Here is a 17,714-nt window from a genome sequence, read left to right as displayed (position 1 = left end):
ATCAAAGAAAAACACATGGAATCGCTCATACAAACCCTCTCCTGGATCTCAACCGCGCTGCAGGTGCCGGTGGTGGTCGCCATCCTCTACCTGCTCGTTCGCGGCCTGCTGGCGCTGGGCGGCTTCTACGGCCGCTGGAGCGACCGGCTGCGCCGCCGGCGCAACACCGGTGCATTGGCCGCGGTGCCGACGGGTGAACTGCTCGACACGCTGGAGCACGCCACCCTGCGCAAGGCCGACGCGCTACACCAGGCACTGGCCGCTCTCCGTCAAGCCCCCACCGACCCTGTGTGGCATGAGCGTGTGGTGACGGAGTTCGAACTCGCCATCGATCGTCAACTGGCGCTGCTTCGCACCATGACGCGCATCGGCCCACTGCTGGGACTGATGGGCACTCTGATCCCGCTGGGACCCGCCTTGGTGGCGCTGGCCGCTGGCGACATCGCAGTGCTGGCGCGCAAGATGGAGGTCGCCTTTGCCACCACCGTGGTCGGTCTCGTGATCGGCGCCATCGGTTTCCTGCTGTACCAAGCCGCGCAGCGTTGGGCGATGGACGATTTATCGCTGCTGGAATTCGTCAGTGCACGCCTGCAAGGCACCAAACAGAAAGAAGCCGCATGAAGCGCCGCCGTTCCCTGCTGCATGGCTCCGGCCTGGGTGGCGACAGCGACGACATGGATCCAATGGGCTTTCTGATCAACCTGTTCGATGTCGCCTTGGTGTTTGCTCTTGCGCTGATGATCGCGCTGGTGTCCAACCTGCGCATCGCCGACATGCTCACAGCCAAAGACTTCACCGTGGTCAAGAACCCCGGCCAGCCAAACATGGAGATCATCACGCGCGAGGGCGGCAAGGTCTCGCGCTATGTGGCCGGGGACGCCAAGGCCGATGGCAAGCCCCCTCAGCAGGCCCGCCAGGGCCAGCGCGTGGGTACTGCCTATCGGCTGGAGAGCGGGGAAATCATCTACGTTCCGGACGATGGCACCCCAGGAAAGTGAACACATGCGCAGCACAGAAAGCGGGCATGCAGCCCAATGGCGCGCCAGCCTCCTGCAAACCTCGGCCTTCACACGCTTTCTGCTGGCCGCGATTGCGGCAGCGATGCTGTGGCTGGTTGTGATCTGGGCCGTGGGGAACGCATGACGGCGCTCACACCAACACTTCAGGCTCAGCCTGCCGACCTCGTACTGAACCACGTCAGCCTTGGGTACGGCGAGACGGTCATCGTGCGCGATGTCCACGGGAAATTCACTGAGGGCACCATGACGGCCATTGTCGGTCCCAATGGCGCGGGCAAATCCACCTTGCTCAAAGGATTGCTTGGGCTGCTGCGGCCCTTGCGGGGAACGGTCGAATCCAGGCATCCGCGGTCAGCACTCGGTTATCTGGCCCAGGCCAGCGAAATAGAGCCTCAATTTCCGGTTCGTGTCGAAGATTTTGTGGCCGTAGGGCTGTGGGCCCGCATTGGCGGCCTGCGCGCTGTGGGACGAACGCTCGCCCGCCGGGTTGACGAAGCGATTGTTGCCGTGGGGCTGCAAGACCAGGCCTCGCACTGGATCGGCGAATTGTCCGGAGGACAGTTTCAGCGCATGCGCTTTGCACGCCTGCTGGCTCAGGACCCGTCGGTGATACTGCTCGACGAACCATTCTCTGGCGTCGATGAGCCCACGGTCCTCACATTGCTGCAGCTCATCCACGCATGGCATGCGCAGGGTAGGACGGTGATTGCAGTGCTGCACGACCGCCAGTTGGTGCGGACGCATTTTCCGCAAACCCTGGTTTTGGCCGAGCGGGTACTGGCCTGGGGCGACACCCGGAGCGCATTGGATGCACAGGAATTGGTGGGAGCGCGTGCATGATCGGCGAGATTTGGTCCCCATTCGCCGAATACGGATTCATGCGGCGTGCGCTGGCGGGATGCCTGGCCCTGAGTGCCGGTGCCGCCCCGCTGGGGACGATCTTGCTTTTGCGGCGCATGAGCTTGGTCGGCGACGCGATGTCGCATGCCATCCTGCCGGGCGCTGCGCTGGGCTATCTGATCTTCGGACTGTCCCTGCCCGCCATGTCCATCGGCGGCCTGCTGGCTGGCCTGCTGGTGGCGTTGCTGTCAGGCGTGGTCACCCGGCATACGGCGCTGCGCGAAGATGCGAGCTTCGCCGGCTTCTACCTGATCTCTCTGGCACTGGGCGTGTTGCTGATCTCGCTGCGCGGCTCCAACGTCGATCTGCTGCATGTGCTGTTCGGCTCGGTGCTGGCACTCGACGATCCCACCTTGCTCCTGACCGCTTCCATCGCCACGGTTTCCCTGCTGGCGTTGGCATTGATCTACCGCCCCCTGATCGTGGAGTGCTTCGATCCTGGTTTCTTACGCCTGCAAGGGCGCCAGGGTGAACTGGCCCATGCCGTCTTCATGGCGCTGCTGGTGCTGAACTTGGTGGGAGGGTTTCATTCGTTGGGAACCTTGATGTCCGTGGCCTTCGTCGTGCTACCCGCGGCGGCAGCGCGCTTCTGGGTACGCGGTGTGGGTCCGCAGATGGCCATGGCGGTCGTAGTGGCCGTGCTGGGCAGCGTCATCGGATTGCTGGTGTCGTTTCACGTGGGCATCGCTGCATCGGCCGCCATCACGCTGAGTTTGGGGAGCCTGTATGCGCTGTCGCTGTCCGTTGGCCCGCTTGGCAGCGTGCTCGCGCACCGCCGGCAGGCCGCGGAGCATATTGTTCGTCTCAAAACAGGAGTCTCACCATGACATTCTTCCCCTTCAATCGCCGCGCCTTGCTGGGCGCAGCACTGAGCTGCTCATTGCCCGTCTGGGCCGCTGCGCCACCGCTGCCGGTGGTGGCCAGCTTTTCCATCCTGGGAGACCTTGTACGCGAGGTTGGCGGGGAGTTGGTGAGTGTCACTGAGTTGGTCGGGCCGGATGGCGATGCTCATGTTTTTGAGCCCACGCCGCAGCAAGCCCGGCAATTGCAACAGGCACGGGTGCTGGTGTCCAACGGTCTAGGTTTCGAGGGCTGGCTCCCTCGTCTGAAGAACGCCTCTGGCTTCAAGGGGCAGGAGATCGTGGCCTCGCGAGGTATTCGGCCGCTCGCGCTTGCAGAGCCAGGGCATGGCGCGAAAGATCACCATGGGCACTCGCATGCTCGGGCCCAGGACCCGCACGCCTGGCAAGATGTCAGGAACGTTGTGGTCTATGTGAAGAACATCGAGCAAGGCCTGGCGCAGGCGGATCCGTCGAATGGGGCTTACTATCGCGCGAGGGCGGCGGAGTATGTTGCTCGTCTCAACGCACTTGATGCCAGCCTTCGCACGCGGTTTGCGGCGTTGCCTGCTGAGCGTCGGAAGGTAATCTCCACCCATGACGCCTTTGGTTACTTCACGGAGGCCTATGGGCTGCGCTTCGTGCCGGTTCGGGGTCTGTCCACCGAATCCGAGCCTTCGGCACGCGACATCGCCCGCTTGGTGGAGCAAATCCGCAGGGAACGCATCAACTCGATTTTCATTGAGAATATTTCCGATTCTCGGCTACTGGAGCAACTGGCGCGAGAAACTGGCGCCGTGATTGGCGGCAAGCTTTATTCTGATGCACTGGCCCTTCCCCGCGGGTTAGCGCCTACTTATATTGACATGATGGAGACCAATGCGGCCACCTTGCTCGGCGCATTGCAAGAAGATAGCAAGCCTTTGCATTGACGTACCAAGGGGCGTTGACTGACGCTCAAGTCCATAGGGCTCATCGACAAGACTCCTGCAGCAGCTTCATGAACCGCTTCTCCACCCAATGTGCAACCGTACCCAGTGTTTTTCCCTGGCACCACAGCATGCGTACGGACAGTAACGGCAGCGCCAGCGACGGACATGAGACTTGACGCAGTGACTTGGCATGGCGGTCATCGTTGGCGATGTTGACCGGCAGGATGGCCCAACCCAGATCATCGGCGACCATCTCGGCAAGGGTGTAGAAGCTATCTGAGCGCCAGACCCTGGGACTGTAGATGCTCTCTTCAACATCCTCGGCGTGCATGACCAACTGCCGGTAACGTGCCAGATCGGTTCGCCTGACCGCTTGCTTCTGCAACAAGGAATGAGCACTGGCGACGAAGACCGCCTGGGTGAGCACGCCGATGTGGCGCTGGTCGAAGCAGTCGCGCAGCGGGCCCCGGTCGAAGTGAAACGCCAAATCGGCACGCTCTTGGTTCACATAGTCGGCAACTTCGGTAGTCATACGTACAGTCCTATGCCTATCTCGAAGATTAGCGATGAACTGTGTCCTGAGATTCAGGGGGTTTTCTCTGCGCCGCACCCACGGGTAGAGCTAAATGAGTGATTAAGAATCGAGGTGTGAGTGGTGCGTTGGATTGTGGGGCGTTGCCCAGTAGTGGGAATTCATTGGGGGGCATCGACATGTGCCTCCTTCGAATGCCACAGCGCATGCGCGTCGATACGCACCAGTGCTGATGCTTGCAACGCATCGACGCGAACCTGTGCCTCGGCGAGTCGTGTCTGGCGCAGGTTGCGCAGCGTCAAAAGGTATTCGGCCAAGGGGGCCTCTCCCAATTCCCAAGCCCGCCGCGTGCGGTTGCTGGCCGTGGTCTGCGCGGCCAGCGCCTGCGCGAATGACTGCCACTGCGTGCGCTTACTGTCAGCAGCCTGCACGGCGACCCACGCACCTTGCTCGACCGCGCGCCGCACGCCGAGCGCCTCCGCCTCTGCGGCCGCCGCGTTGGCGCTTTCCGTTGCGGCCATTGCACTGCGATAGTCTGTGCCAAATGGCACTGTTAAGACGACGCCAATGACACGTTCCGAGCCGCCGCGTTCAGACATCATGCGTACCCCGACGGTCGGGTCGGGCGTGCGGTTGGCGCGGGCGCGCTCAGCCACCTTGGCAAGACGGGCCGCCTCTCCATCTGCAACGCCGATTTCGACGCTCTGCCGCACGATACGCGCCAGCCAGTCCTGTGAGCCGCCTGGTAAGGGGTCGGGATCTGGCAGCATGGATGGCTGGGCGGGAATCTCAATGCCGGGGAACTCGATCGTCAGCGTTTGCCGTGCTGCCCGTGAGGCATCGCGCGCAGCGCTGACCTGGGCTGCAAGCATTGCGCGCTCGGCTTGCAGAACGTCGCTGTCCCGCCGCGCGGCATCGCCCAGGGCCACGCGCCGGGCCATTGCTTCCTGCTCACGAATAAGCAACTTTTCCTGCGCTTGCATCTCGTCAGCCACGATGAAACTGCGCAGCCATCCGGCCCAGACTTCCAACAGTCGCCTTGCCATTTGGTGCTCGGCATCTTCAAGGCGCATATCGGCCACCCTGCGGGTGCGGCTGCCGATGTCCCGATCCAGACGCGCCTTGTTCGGCAAGCGAACGGCACGGCTGAGCTGGATTTCCCATTCGTTGTAGCGGCGCGCTTCGTTGGTCACGTTGCGGCGTTGTAGGCCGCTACTGAGTTCAAATTCGTGGCTTCCGGCTTCAAGGGCGCTTTGCGTGGCAGCAGCCGCGTCCAATCGAGCGGCTGCGGCATTCACGACCGGCTGGGTTTTCATCGCCGCTTCGACTTGCGCCTGCGGAGGCAGCCAGGAGAGATCTTCGGCGCGCGCTTGCGCGGGATGGAATGTCAAAGCCGCGATGGCGACCATGACGGCACCAGTCGGTAGTACCAGGCTGCATCCTTTGTTTTTATTCGTCATACCAGTCTTCCACTTGCCAACACCGGCTCCACCCACCAGCGCACGTCGCTCGATGCGATGCGCTGGCCCAGATGCGCCAGAACCTGTTCCAGCCGTTCGGATTCGATCAACACCCAGATGACGCGCCGATCCACACGGCCGCGAACCTTCTCGCGAATGGACGCGCGCGCGAAGTCGCCGGTATGCCCTTCGGCGTGCAACAGGGTGAACCCTGGCAGTGTCGGGTCGGCCATCAGGGCCTCGGTGACGGCGTCTTCGAGCGCGGGTGGAAACACCAGATTCAGGCGCACCAGTTGGGCTTCTTTCAATCCATTCATGCGCGGACTCCTTGTTGTGAGGAGATGGCCTGGCCGAATCGCCGGTACAGCACCGGCAGCAGGACCAGAGTCAGCGCCGTGGAGCTGACCAGTCCGCCAATCACCACGATGGCGAGTGGGCGCTGGATCTCAGAGCCGGGGCCACTGGCCAGCAGCAGGGGCACCAGGCCAAAGGCGGTGATGGAGGCAGTCATCAGCACCGGGCGCAGCCGGCGCAGCGAACCTTCGCGCACCACCTGTTCCATAGGCAAACCCAGTGCGTGCAGGTGATTAAAGTGCGTAACCAACACCAGCCCGTTGAGCACGGCGATGCCCAGCAGCGCGATGAACCCCACCGACGCAGGCACCGACAGGTACTGCCCCGACAACCAAAGCGCCGCCACGCCGCCGACCATGGCAAAAGGAACGTTACCCAGGATGAGCGCGGCCTGCCGCACCGAGCCAAAGGTCATGAACAGCACGAAGAAGATCAGCCCCAGGGCCACCGGCACCACCATGCCAAGGCGGGCCGCCGCGCGCTGCTGGTTCTCGAACTGACCGCCCCATTCGACGCGGTAGCCGGGCGGCAACGGCACATCGCGCGCCACGGCGGCTCGCGCTTCATCCACGAAGCCAACCAGATCGCGTCCGCTCACGCTGGACTGGATCAGCGCGAAGCGTGAGCCGTTCTCGCGCCGCACCAGCACGGGGCCATCAATAGTGGCGATGCGCGCCAGTGAGGTCAAGGGAATTTCGCCCTGATCGCCGCGGGCGAGCTGCAAGTCCTTGAACCGCTCAACGGAGCCGCGCAAGCGGGCATCACCCCGCACCACGATGGGCGTGCGCCTGTCCGGCTCGATCACCATCCCGGCCGGTACGCCTTCGAGCTGCGCGCGCAACTCGTCCTGCACCTGCGTCACGGCCAACCCCGCGCGTCCCGCTGCCTGTGCATCCACCTTCATCTGCAGGTACTCCACGCTGTCGCTGGCCTGGGTGAGCACGTCGCGTGCGCCGCGTACTTTTTCGATGCGAGCGGCCATGCGTTGCGCCAGATCGCCCAGCGTTTGCAGATCAGGACCGAACAGCTTGACGGCCACGTCGCCCCGACTACCGGTGAGCATTTCGGAGATGCGCATCTCGATGGGCTGGGTAAAGCCGAACTCCATGCCGGGGAAGGCGTTCATCACCTTGCGTATCTCTGAACTCAACGCGTCCTTGTCGGCCGCACGCCAATCCTTGCGCGGTGCGAGCTGCATGAACATGTCGGTTTCGTTCAGGCCCATTGGGTCGAGCCCCAGCTCGTCGGAGCCAACCCGGGCGATGCTGTGCCGCACCTCGGGCACCGCCGCACCAACGGCCTTCTGCACCGCCAAGTCAATCTCCAGCGAACGCTGCAGCCCAATGGACGGTGGTTTTTGCAGTTGCAGCAGGATGTCTCCCTCGTCCATCGTCGGCATGAATGCCTTGCCCGTGCCAAGGTAGGCCACCACACCCAATGCCAGGGCCCCGATGGCGACCGCCGATGCGCGCAGCGGGTGGTGAAGCGCAGTTTCCAGCAGCGGTCGGTACAGGCGCGTGGTCCAGCGCATCACCCACGGCTCGGTGTGCGCGTGCTCCTTAAGCAGCAGCGAGGCCAGCACCGGCACCAGCGTGAGCGACAGCAGCAGCGAGACGCCCAGGGCGAACACGATGGTCAGCGCCACCGGCACGAACAGCTTGCCTTCCAGCCCTTGTAGCGTGAGCAGGGGCATGAAGGTCAGACAGATGATGAGGATGCCCGAGGCTACAGGCGCAGCGACCTCGCGTGCTGCTGCAAATATGCGGTGCAGGCGCGGCTGATGCGCACCGGGCGCATGCGGGTCGAGCCGACTGACGGCGTTTTCCACCACCACCACCGCAGCGTCCACCAGCATGCCAATGGCGATTGCAAGGCCCCCTAAGCTCATCAAGTTGGCGCTCATACCGACAAGGCGCATCAGCAGAAAGGTACCCAGGGCCGCTAAGGGCAGCATCACCGCCACCACCAGCGCGGCGCGAAGCTCGCCGAGGAACAGAAGCAGCAGGATGACGACCAGTACGGTCGCTTCCAGCAAAGCGCTTTCCACCGTGCCCACAGCGCGCTCGATCAACGTACTGCGGTCATAAAACGGCACCACCTTGACGCCGGGCGGCAAGCTGGGAGCCACCTCGTCCAGCCGGGCGCGGATGGCTTTGACCAGCGCCGAAGCATCGGCCCCGCGCAGCGCCACCACGATGCCTTCCACCGCTTCGCCCGCTCCGTCCCGGGTGACGGCGCCATAACGAGTCATGCCCTCGGTGCGCGCCTGGGCCACGTCGCCCAGGCGAACTGGGGCCGTGCCATTGGCCCCGGCGCGCAGGATCAGACGGGATAGATCGTCCAATGTGTGGATCGCGCCTTCGGCGCGCACGATCAGCGTGTCTTCGCCCGCATCCATACGGCCAGCGCCGTCATTGCGGTTGTTGCGGCCGATCGCCGTGATCACGTCCGAGAAGCTGAGACCCGCAGCGGAAAGCCTCGCCCGATCAGGCACCACGGCAAAGCTCTTGGCTTCACCACCCAGCACGTTGACATCAGCAACACCGGGCAGCGTGCGCAGGGCCGGGCGCAGCGTCCAGTCCAGCAGGGCGCGGCGCTCGCTCAGCGTGAGGCTACCGCCCTCGATAGTGAACATGAACACGTCCGACAGTGGTGTCGAAATCGGCGCCAGCCCGCCGCTGACGCCTTCGGGCAAGCTGCCCGAAACGCCGGCATAGCGTTCGGCCACCTGCTGGCGCGCCCAGTAGATGTCGCTGCCTTCGGCAAAGTCCAGCGTGATGTCGGCGATGGCGTACTTGGCCGTGGAGCGCAGCATCACGCCCTGGGGCACGCCGAGCAACTCCATCTCCAGCGGCGTGATCACGCGCGACTCCACTTCCTCGGGCGTCATGCCGGGGGCCTTGATGATCAGCTTGACCTGCGTCGGGGAAATATCCGGATAAGCGTCGATCGGGAGCTGCAGGAAGGCCGCCAGGCCCGCGCCCGCCAAAGCCAGCACGCCGAGCAGCACCAGCGCACGTTGGCGCAGGGAAAACTCAATCAAACGGGACAACATGCGTGGTCGCCCCTCATTGCAATGGAATCATGGATTTGAGCAGTGCCGTTCCGCGTACGACGACCTGCATGCCAGCCACGAGCGGCGCGGTATCAGGAGAGGCGGAACGCACGGCGCTTGACGCCTCTGATTCGTCTTGTCCCAGCAGTTGCACTGGAACGGCGCGGACGCGCAGGTCGCCTGGCTTATCTTGCGATGCAGGCTCGGCAACGTAGACCACGTGTCCGCTGCCCGCCGGCAGCAGCGCTGACGATGGCACGCTCAAGGTGCCCTGCGGTGCTGGCAGCAAGAGCGCGACACTGATCTGCTGCCCGGCCGCATAGCTGCCTGCCCCGGCCTGATCTGCATCGACGCGGGCACGTACCCGCAGGCTCTGGCTACTGAGGTCAGTGTCGCCACCAATAGCCGTCACGCGAGCGGTCGTGCTGTCGGGAAGACGCACCTCCAAGCCCAGGTGAAGATCCGATCGCAAGCGCAGCGGTACCGCGACGCTGACATCCAGCGGGCCAGGCTCAGCCACCACGAAGGCGATGTCGAGCGGCGCGACTGCCTGCCCGAGGATCAGGTGACGACGCATCACCCGCCCGGAAAGGGGTGCCAGCAATTCGTACTCACCCGCCGGCCCTCCGCTGACGGGTCGAAGCCGCGCAAGGGCGCCATTGGCCTCTTGCAACGTACTTTGCGCAGCCGCTGCGCGCGCCTGGGTCTGCTCATTGCGCGCAGCGGGAATGATGCCCTCGGCGAGCAGTGCGGCATCACGCCTGGCCTGTGCGACGGCCGCGGCCGCGTCAGTACGGGCACGTGCCAAATCGGCTTGTGCAGCCAGAACATCCTTGCTCTGAATGCGTGCGAGAGCCTGCCCCTGGCGCACGGCTGCGCCTTCATCGACCATCACGCGCGTGACTACGCCACCGTAGGGCGCCACGACCTGCGCACTGGCCGAGAGCGGCGCCACGGTCTGCGCGGGCAAGCCATCCAATGGGATCACCGCAGCGTCCTTGACGAGTGCGGTTTCCACACCCTGCGCGCGAAGCTGAGCGGCGCTAAGCTGGACGCCGCCATTGTTCGGCTGGGCGACAGTTTCGCTCGCGTCTTTATCGACTACGGTGGTCTGCTTCGTTGTCCAAGCCCACCAGCCGTATCCTGCGGCAGCCAGAACCGCCAAACCGATGGCGGCCAGGGCCAGGGTCTTGGTTCGGCTGGAGGTGCCCGCCGCTTTCAAGGTCGGGGGGCTCATGCTTGTGCCGCCCCGAACGATGCAAGGCAGACTACCGAGCACACCGCGGGGATTGAAAATCCGTCGCATATGAAAAGGTGCGCGAGGTCAGCGAGGCGAAACATACAGTCGATCTCTTGTGGAACATCGACTCATCTTCCTCGGCGAAGCTTTGAGAAAGCTTTGGAGAAAACGAAATTTGCTCAGTACGATGTATTTCGGCGAAACGCCTGTTTTTAGCAGCAAGCAATCGATAAACTGATTTTTCAGTAACCTGCTCTGATATGCCAGCGGTGCGCCTTTGCTATCTCAAACGTCAGAGCCATATACCATGGACATCAGAAATTCAGAATATCGTTTCAGTCCTTTGGTCATAGGACTGCACTGGCTTACCGTGCTCCTCATCATCGCGGTCTATGCGAGCATGGAACTGCGCGGACTTGCACCCAAGGGCAGCGCCTTGAGAGACGCTATGAAATCCTTGCACTACCTGCTGGGCCTCAGTGTTCTGGCGGTCGTCGTGATCCGTATTTGGGTGCGCATCCAGGCGGGAGCGAAGCCCGCGATCCAACCACCCATGCCACGCTGGCAGGCCACGCTCGCGGATGCCATGCACTATGCGCTCTACATCTTCATACTCGCCATGCCGCTGCTCGGGTGGCTCACCTTGAGCGCGGCAGGCAAGCCGATCATTCTGTTTGGCTTGCCGATTCCCTCTCTGATCGGTGCCAATGTCGCTCTGTCTCGCCAACTCAAGGATGTCCATGAGGCGCTGGCGACATTGGGCTATGTCTTGATCGGATTGCATGCGATGGCGGCGCTGTTGCACCACTACGTCATGCGTGACAACACCTTAGTTCGCATGCTTCCCGGTCATCGCTCCTGAACTGCTGGCCTCAGGCGGCTTCACATGGATTTGATTTTCTAATGACAAAATTCCACCATCGCGCTCACCCTGAAAGCCATCGCACTGAACATATCGGATGGCTGCGCGCCGCCGTTCTGGGCGCCAATGACGGCATCATCTCCACGGCCAGCCTGGTGGCCGGCGTGGCTGCGGCCCATGCAAGCCATGCCAGCATCATGACCACGGCCGTGGCGGGGTTGGTGGCAGGCGCCATGTCCATGGCGGCCGGCGAGTTCGTATCGGTCTATTCACAGGCCGATACGGAGAAGGCGGACTTGGCGCGGGAACGCGATGAACTGAAGAACAGTCCGGAAGCAGAGCATCGGGAACTGACCGCCATCTACGTGCGGCGTGGCCTGGAGCATCGACTCGCGGATCAGGTCGCCACGCAGTTGATGGCGCACGATGCGCTGGGCGCGCACGCGCGCGATGAATTGGGCATCTCGGAAACCTTGAGCGCGCGCCCGCTGCAAGCGGCCATGGCGTCCGCCGGGAGCTTCGCCGTGGGTGCGGCCATGCCGCTGGCCGTGGTTCTGTTGGCGCCGGAGCAGAGCCTGCTCTATTGGGTCGTGGCGACGGCGATTGTCTTCCTGGCCCTGCTCGGCGCTGCGGCCGCTGCCGTGGGTGGTACGCCGCTCTTCAAAAGTGCGCTGCGCGTCGCGTTCTGGGGCACATTTGCCATGGCGGTGACAGCGGGCGTGGGGGCCGTGTTCGGCACGGCCATGTAGATCACGGCACCGCGGCATCCATCTCAGAGCAGCGGCGACCAGGGGCCGAGCCGGGCGGACAGCCGGCCGTTGGCCAGCGAGAACGCCAGCGGCAGGTCCACGGCATGCGCGAGCGCGAGCGCCAGCGCCAGCCCCAGCCCGGCATGGTGCGCCGTGCCGCCTTCGGAATCCTTGCGCCAGAAGCGCAGGCCGAATTGATCCAGATCGGACGCCTGCAAATTGGGAGCTGTGTTGACGATGGTTAGCATCCAGCCGGAAGCCACGCGCTCCAGCCGACATTGAATGTCGTCGCCTTCGGGCGCGTATTCGATGGCATTGCGCAAGAGGTTGGAGACGATGCGTTCGATCACGCCCTGATCGCTTTGCACCCATGCCGATTCAGGCAAAGTCACGCGGATGGGTGACTTGGGCGCCATTTGCTGGACGTTGAATCCCGCCAGCAACTCTTGCAGCAAAGCTGTTAGATCCAGAGGATCAAGCGCAAGTGTGTGTTGGCCGGATTCAAGCCGCGCCAACAACAGCAGAGTGTCCACACTGCGCTGCATGCGTGAACTGGCCTGGATCGTTGCATTCAGGGCGCGATGGATTCGGGTCGGGTCGGCATCGATCAAAGCGCTCTCTGCGCTGATGCGGATTTCTGCCAAGGGCGTGCGCAACTCGTGGGCCACGTCGCGGGAGAAGCGGCGCTCGCGGGCAATGGCCGCATACAGGTGATGCAAGCCCTGATTGAAGGCTTCGGCGAACGGCCGCAGTTCGCGTGGAAAGTCCGCTCCGATCCGCGCAATCGGCCGATCCGAACGCAGGTCGGCCAGTTGCACGCCGACGCGCTCCAGCATGACCACGATGCGTCGAACCATGAGCAGCGCCAGGCCTGTGGCCAGGAGCGTCGCCAGCACGATACCGCCCAGGAGCGTGAAGTGGATGCGCCGCTCGGTTTGATCCCAATCCCGACGTTCTGTTGCCACAACCAGCAATCGAGATTCCTCACCTCTTACCGGCACGCGCGTCGCCAGCGCGCGGCCCGCGTGGCCGTCCGGGAGTATCACGTCGTAGTAGCGTGGGGTGCCTTGCTCCACCGGTCCAAGCGCCAGCTCGGCCCCAGCACTGCTGGGCGAACGCAGCAAGGCCCGATGGGTCTGCGAATCGAAGACCGTGAAAAACTCGGTATGCCCGCCAGGCTCGTATTCCGGCATGAGGCTTTCGAGCTTTCTCGCATCCAACTCCTGCAGCACGCGCCCCACCGCCGCTGATCGTTGCATCAGGGTGGTATCCATCCGTCGGTAGATTTCGTGGTCGATCCAGTAGTCGAGGACGGGAAACAGGATCGCGAAGGTTCCTCCAATGCAGATCACCAGGCTGGCAGCCAGCCGCCGCTGCAAGGACCAGGATCTGCCTTGGCTCGCATCAGAGAGGGCTTCGAAATCGGGACGTACCATCGTTCAGGGCAGTATGTAGCCGAAGCCACGTCGTGTCACGATCAGTTCATCCAGGCCGCACTGGGCGAGCTTGGTTCGCAAGGTGCTGACGATCACCTCCACCACCTTGTCCGATACATCGCTGCGGCTGTCGTACAAATGTTCAAAAATCTGCGGGCGCGACAGCGTGACGCCGCGCCGACGCAGCAGCAAGTCGAGCAGTCCATATTCCTTCGGCGTGAGCCCAAGATCAATGCCCTTGAACCTCGCGGTGCGCGAGCGCGGATCGACCTCCAGATCGCCGTGGCGCAGAACTGGAACGTCCCGTTGCGGCGGACGCCGCACCAGCGCCCGCAGGCGAGCCAGCAGTTCGGCCAGCTCGAAGGGTTTTGTCAGGTAGTCATCGGCACCCGCATCCAAAGCCCGCACCCGGTCGTCGAGCAGTTCGCGCGCGGAGAGCACCAACACCGGTGCGGCATGGGCCTCCCGGCTCAATGCGCGCAACACGCCAAAGCCGTCCAGCCGGGGCAGCATCAAGTCCAGAATGATGGCGTCGTACCGGTAGCTGGCAAGAAACTTCAGCGCGGACACGCCATCGGCTGCTGTATCGCAGGCATAGCCTTCCAGCTGAAGGCTCTGGCTCAGGGCTTCGGCCAGCGTTTGCGAGTCTTCCACGATCAATACGCGCATATGCTTTCTTCCATTCAGCGCATCTCGAAAAGCTCCTGGTGGAACGCCTCCGGCTCCAGCCCCTGGGCCAGCAGGTCGGCGCGCAACGCGCGGCCGAAGGCCGTGGGGCCGCAGAACCAGACGCTGGCGTCTTTCCAACCCGGCACCATGGCACGCAGACGTTCACCCGTCAGGCGACCGTCCTTCTTGTCGATGAACAGGTGTAGCGCAACGCCGGCCGCCTGGCTGTCGGCGTGCAGTTTCTCGATGGCCTGCGGATCAACGTCGCTCGTCGGATGAAACAAATCGATGGGACGTGCGTCTTGGCCCTCGTGCTGCGCTAGGAACTTCATGCGCGCGATGAACGGCGTGATGCCGATGCCAGCACCGATCCAAATCTGGCGGGCCTTCTCGTCGTCGAAAGTGAAGCAGCCGTAAGGCCCCTCGACCGTTACCCGGTCGCCGACCCGTAGGCGCTCAGGCAGCCGGCGGGTGTGGTCGCCCAGCGCCTTGGTGATGAAGGTAATGCGCCGGTCTTCCGGCACCCAGGCTGAGGCCAGCGTGTAGGGGTGCGGGCCTTCTTTCGGGTTGGACATAGCGAAGGCAAACTGCCCGGGCCGGTGGCCGGGCCAACCCGGGTCCATCCGCAGGGTGGTTTCCAGCACATTCAGCGCCGGGTAGGCTTGCAGCGACTCGATAACGCCGCGCGCGGTGCGCTGCGCGCCGATCCGGCCCAGCAGCACCCACACCGCCGATACCGTGCCGCTCGCCAGCAGCATAGCCAAAGCCCAGCCCACGGGCTGTGCCCAGTAGGTGAACTGCACCAGCACCAAGGTGTGGAAGGCCAGCACTAGGTAGATCGCTGCCATCCAGTGGTGCGTCTTGGCGAACAGCCGGTATGGAAAGCGCTTGACCAACGCCAGTACCAGTAGCACTGCGACGGCGTAGAAGGCCCATTCGCCCAAGTCTTCGGCCAGCCCGCGCCAGCCGCGCAGCGCCGATTCAATGGAGCCCATTGAATCGGCCGCTGTGCGGGGCTTGCGCGCCGGGCGCGTCAGCCAGCCCCAGCCCACGGCCCACTTGGTGCCCTGCGCCCACAGCCAGTGCACTGTTGCGGCGGCCAGAGCGGCTATGCCGAGCCACTTGTGCAGGCGGTACATCTTGTCCAGTCCGTTCAAGCGGGGCTCCAGCCACGCAGGGCGCGTGGCCAGCACCATCGCCACGGACATCGTGCCGATGGCCAGTACGCCGCTGTATTGAATCCATACCGTCCGCAGGGCGAAGTAGTTGGACTGTGCAGGCCACAGCGTATCGGCAAAAAGCCATAGAGCGCTCAATGCCAGCGCAAAAACCCAGAACGTCCAAATTATTCTCTTCATCGTGGATTTGCCCCAAATTCTGCGGAAGGCGCATGCGGTACTGGTCGGAAACCATCAATCCAGATAAGCGATAGCGTGCCTTTGAATGTGACCATGTATCCGCAATTACAGAAATTTTAATTCTGACATCCCAACCTTTGGAAACGCTTTGGATTGATCAACCATCAATGAATAGGATCTAATTTTTCCCGCCGGCTTGTGGCATTACCTTGACTCAAGAAATGGTTGGCCCCCGATGCCGCCCAATCTCCCATGACACCCCGCCGCCGCGCACCGTCGCGGCCAGTTGCTTCCCCAGCCGCTGCTCGATCACCGGCTTCCACGGCACCAGTGAAAAGCCCATGCCGTCGTCGAGCATCGCGTAGCGCCCACTGGCAAGCATGATGCTTCGCCGGTAGATGCCAGCCACGCGCTGCCCGTCGGCCACCGGGCGATGCTCCAGGCCGGTATCGGCTGCAATGTCCTTCGCGGCCTGTGCCAGTTCCCGATTACGCAGCGTGCCCAGCAGGTTGCGCGCCAGGATCACGCGCTGCCCGCGCCGCTCGGCCAGCCCCTGTTCGGTCAGGAAGTCGGCGCGCTGCTGCATCGCCTGTTTGGCCTCCGCGCCAAAGCCCAGGTTGCCCAAACCCGAGCCGCCGCCGATCAACTGCTGGTCGAGCCAGGTAGCCCCGATCACGCGGGCCTGCCGCTCGATGGGCAGGTGCGATTTCAGCTCCACGGCAACGCCGCCCAGGCGCTGCGCGTCGTACTGGCGGCCCTGCTCGGGCAGGTCGCCCGGCACATTCCATAGCCCTTCGGCCACGCGCTCCACGATGCCAGCCCGGCGCAGGGCTTCCAGCCTGCGCACATGGGCCGCCACGACCTCCTGCGGGTCGCGGCCCGGTACGGCCTGGCCGTGGCGCAGGGCCAGGTGATGGTCGGTGCGGTACAGGCCATCGCTCGCCAGCGCGGCGATGTTCCTGTCGGCTGCGCGCACGTCGGCCGATCCCTTCACCTCCACCACGGCCCCGGTCGGGTAGTTCGCCAACTCGTCGCGGGCGCCCAGCGCAACGTAGTGGGTCTTGCCGTCCACACCGTCGATGACCAGATAGCCCCGGTCACGCAGCTCGTCGGCCAGCCCCTTCGCGGCCACTCGGCCGAGGATGGTTCGGCCGTCGTCGCCCGGCTCGAACACCGCCAGCTCGCGCGGCTCGCCGCGCATGGCCCGCTGCATGGTGCGGATGATGTCGCCACGCTCGCCCAGGGCGCGCAGGGTCTTTTCCGCATCGGCATGGACGGCCCAGGTGCCCGGCTGCGTCTCATCGGCCAGGCCCAGGCGCTGCAAGCGTTGCAGGCGGCCGATCAGCAGCAGGCGCTGGCGTTGCAAGCGGGGTTCGTTGAGCCGTTCGACATGCACCCGGCCATCGTCGCCGGCCTCGCGCTTCAAGGTGCGATCCAGGCTCGTCCACCGCTCCTGATCCACTTCGCGCTGCAAGGTCTGCTGGATCTCTAGCTCGGTGCGCGGCCCCAGCCATTCGGTCGCCAGCTCGGCGGCGCGGTGCCGGAAGCCGTCGGCGATGTAGTCGCCCGCGATGATGAGGTCTTTGTCGGTGTCGTCGCGCCCACGCACGACGATGTGCGTGTGCGGGTTGTCGGTGTTCCAGTGGTTGACGGCCACCCAATCGAGGCCCGTACCCAGGTCGGCCTCCATGCGGCCCATGAGGTGCCGCGTGTAGGTGCGCAAGTCTTCCAGCTCCGCGCCATCCTCGGGCGAGAGGATGAAGCGGAAATGGTGCCGGTCGTCGGCGCAGCGTTCCTTGAAGGCATCAAGGTCGGCAGAGTCGGTCTGCGGCCCGTAGGCTTGGCCCGCCTCGCCGTCGCGGCCTACGCCGTCACGCTCGATGTAGCGCAGGTGCTTGGCGAGCGATTGCGGGCTGGCCCGCTGGTGGTTCACCAGCAGCGTCTTGATGGTCACGCGCCGCGACATGGGCGTCAGCTTCGCCCCGGCGAAGCGCGCTGCCGTGTGGCCGCGCCCCAGGCGCGATCCGGGCCGCTGGCGGGTGCCACGCGCCGCGCCAGGACGGCGCACCGTGGACTTGCCGCTGCTGGCCTTGCCGGTCTGCTTGAGCACCTTGGAAACGAAGCTCTGCCCCTGGCCCTTGCCCCGGTTCTTCGGGGCCTTTGGAGGATTCGGGCGCACGCGGAAATCGTCATCGCGGCGGTCGCTCATGGCCGTTCTCCCTGCAAGCTCTGGCGTGTCCTGTCGTGCGAAGCACGCGGACATGCCTGCATTGGCGCGGGCCTCGCACCACAAGCGGCACGGCGGCGAA

Annotated in this window: 17 protein-coding genes; 8 read left to right on the top strand and 9 right to left on the bottom strand. The window is 64.1% G+C overall.

Annotated elements, in window-relative coordinates; genetic code table 11:
- Positions 1 to 15: 15 nt before the first annotated feature.
- The 6 genes from QMY55_RS19135 to QMY55_RS19110 are packed head-to-tail and all read left to right on the top strand — an operon-like array spanning position 16 to position 3,690.
- Positions 16 to 621, top strand: a complete 606-nt coding sequence (locus QMY55_RS19135; protein WP_283485702.1) for a MotA/TolQ/ExbB proton channel family protein — start codon at positions 16 to 18, stop codon at positions 619 to 621.
- A complete protein-coding gene (locus tag QMY55_RS19130; RefSeq protein WP_283485701.1) occupies positions 618 to 998 on the top strand; it encodes a DUF2149 domain-containing protein in 381 nt (126 codons plus the stop codon). Before QMY55_RS19135 ends, QMY55_RS19130 begins: the two co-directional genes overlap by 4 nt.
- A gap of 4 nt (positions 999 to 1,002) precedes the next feature.
- Positions 1,003 to 1,143, top strand: a complete 141-nt coding sequence (locus QMY55_RS19125) for a hypothetical protein (RefSeq protein ID WP_283485700.1) — start codon at positions 1,003 to 1,005, stop codon at positions 1,141 to 1,143.
- Positions 1,140 to 1,859: a metal ABC transporter ATP-binding protein gene (locus QMY55_RS19120; RefSeq protein WP_283485699.1), complete on the top strand. Its 720-nt coding sequence runs from the start codon at positions 1,140 to 1,142 to the stop codon at positions 1,857 to 1,859. The genes QMY55_RS19125 and QMY55_RS19120 overlap by 4 nt, the downstream gene beginning before the upstream one ends.
- Positions 1,856 to 2,746, top strand: coding sequence for a metal ABC transporter permease (locus QMY55_RS19115; protein WP_283485698.1), 891 nt, complete (start codon positions 1,856 to 1,858; stop codon positions 2,744 to 2,746). Before QMY55_RS19120 ends, QMY55_RS19115 begins: the two co-directional genes overlap by 4 nt.
- Positions 2,743 to 3,690 (top strand): metal ABC transporter substrate-binding protein, encoded by a 948-nt coding sequence (locus QMY55_RS19110; RefSeq protein ID WP_283485697.1) that lies wholly within the window; start codon positions 2,743 to 2,745, stop codon positions 3,688 to 3,690. The genes QMY55_RS19115 and QMY55_RS19110 overlap by 4 nt, the downstream gene beginning before the upstream one ends.
- A 40-nt stretch (positions 3,691 to 3,730) precedes the next feature.
- On the opposite strand, the gene QMY55_RS19105 is transcribed toward QMY55_RS19110, so the two are convergent.
- The 5 genes from QMY55_RS19105 to QMY55_RS19085 form a co-directional block, all read right to left on the bottom strand.
- Entirely contained in the window at positions 3,731 to 4,300 is a 570-nt protein-coding gene (locus QMY55_RS19105) for a LysR substrate-binding domain-containing protein (protein ID WP_283485696.1), read from the bottom strand.
- A gap of 83 nt (positions 4,301 to 4,383) precedes the next feature.
- Entirely contained in the window at positions 4,384 to 5,682 is a 1,299-nt protein-coding gene (locus QMY55_RS19100; protein ID WP_283485695.1) for a TolC family protein, read from the bottom strand.
- Positions 5,679 to 5,999, bottom strand: coding sequence for a DUF3240 family protein (locus tag QMY55_RS19095; protein WP_283485694.1), 321 nt, complete (start codon positions 5,997 to 5,999; stop codon positions 5,679 to 5,681). Before QMY55_RS19095 ends, QMY55_RS19100 begins: the two co-directional genes overlap by 4 nt.
- Positions 5,996 to 9,091 carry an efflux RND transporter permease subunit gene (locus QMY55_RS19090; protein ID WP_283485693.1) on the bottom strand — a complete coding sequence of 1,032 codons (3,096 nt, stop codon included), beginning with the start codon at positions 9,089 to 9,091 and terminating at the stop codon, positions 5,996 to 5,998. Before QMY55_RS19090 ends, QMY55_RS19095 begins: the two co-directional genes overlap by 4 nt.
- A gap of 13 nt (positions 9,092 to 9,104) precedes the next feature.
- Positions 9,105 to 10,328 (bottom strand): efflux RND transporter periplasmic adaptor subunit, encoded by a 1,224-nt coding sequence (locus QMY55_RS19085; protein ID WP_283485692.1) that lies wholly within the window; start codon positions 10,326 to 10,328, stop codon positions 9,105 to 9,107.
- A gap of 310 nt (positions 10,329 to 10,638) precedes the next feature.
- On the opposite strand from QMY55_RS19085, the gene QMY55_RS19080 reads away from it, so the two are divergent.
- Together QMY55_RS19080 and QMY55_RS19075 are read left to right on the top strand one after the other, a co-directional pair.
- A complete protein-coding gene (locus QMY55_RS19080; RefSeq protein WP_283485691.1) occupies positions 10,639 to 11,193 on the top strand; it encodes a cytochrome b in 555 nt (184 codons plus the stop codon).
- Between the two features lie 41 nt (positions 11,194 to 11,234).
- On the top strand, positions 11,235 to 11,942 hold the full coding sequence (locus QMY55_RS19075; protein WP_283485690.1) for a VIT1/CCC1 transporter family protein: 708 nt from the start codon (positions 11,235 to 11,237) through the stop codon (positions 11,940 to 11,942).
- A gap of 23 nt (positions 11,943 to 11,965) precedes the next feature.
- Here the strand turns inward: QMY55_RS19075 and QMY55_RS19070 are convergent, their stop codons facing one another.
- From QMY55_RS19070 to QMY55_RS19055, 4 genes are all read right to left on the bottom strand, one after another.
- Complete coding sequence (locus QMY55_RS19070; protein WP_283485689.1) at positions 11,966 to 13,378, bottom strand: sensor histidine kinase; 1,413 nt, start codon at positions 13,376 to 13,378, stop codon at positions 11,966 to 11,968.
- Positions 13,379 to 13,381: 3 nt separating this feature from the next.
- Entirely contained in the window at positions 13,382 to 14,047 is a 666-nt protein-coding gene (locus tag QMY55_RS19065; protein WP_283485688.1) for a response regulator transcription factor, read from the bottom strand.
- Between the two features lie 14 nt (positions 14,048 to 14,061).
- On the bottom strand, positions 14,062 to 15,405 hold the full coding sequence (locus QMY55_RS19060; RefSeq protein WP_283485687.1) for a ferredoxin reductase family protein: 1,344 nt from the start codon (positions 15,403 to 15,405) through the stop codon (positions 14,062 to 14,064).
- A 214-nt stretch (positions 15,406 to 15,619) separates the two neighbouring features.
- The gene (locus QMY55_RS19055) at positions 15,620 to 17,614 is read right to left on the bottom strand and encodes a relaxase/mobilization nuclease domain-containing protein (RefSeq protein WP_283485686.1); all 1,995 of its coding nucleotides are present in this window, start codon (positions 17,612 to 17,614) and stop codon (positions 15,620 to 15,622) included.
- Between the last annotated feature and the right edge of the window lie 100 nt (positions 17,615 to 17,714).

The sequence above is a fragment of the Comamonas resistens genome (genome assembly GCF_030064165.1).
In the GTDB taxonomy this organism is placed as follows: domain Bacteria; phylum Pseudomonadota; class Gammaproteobacteria; order Burkholderiales; family Burkholderiaceae_C; genus Comamonas; species Comamonas resistens.
The sequence above is the reverse complement of the archived record's forward strand: the minus strand, read 5'-3'. Positions and strand labels throughout refer to the sequence as shown.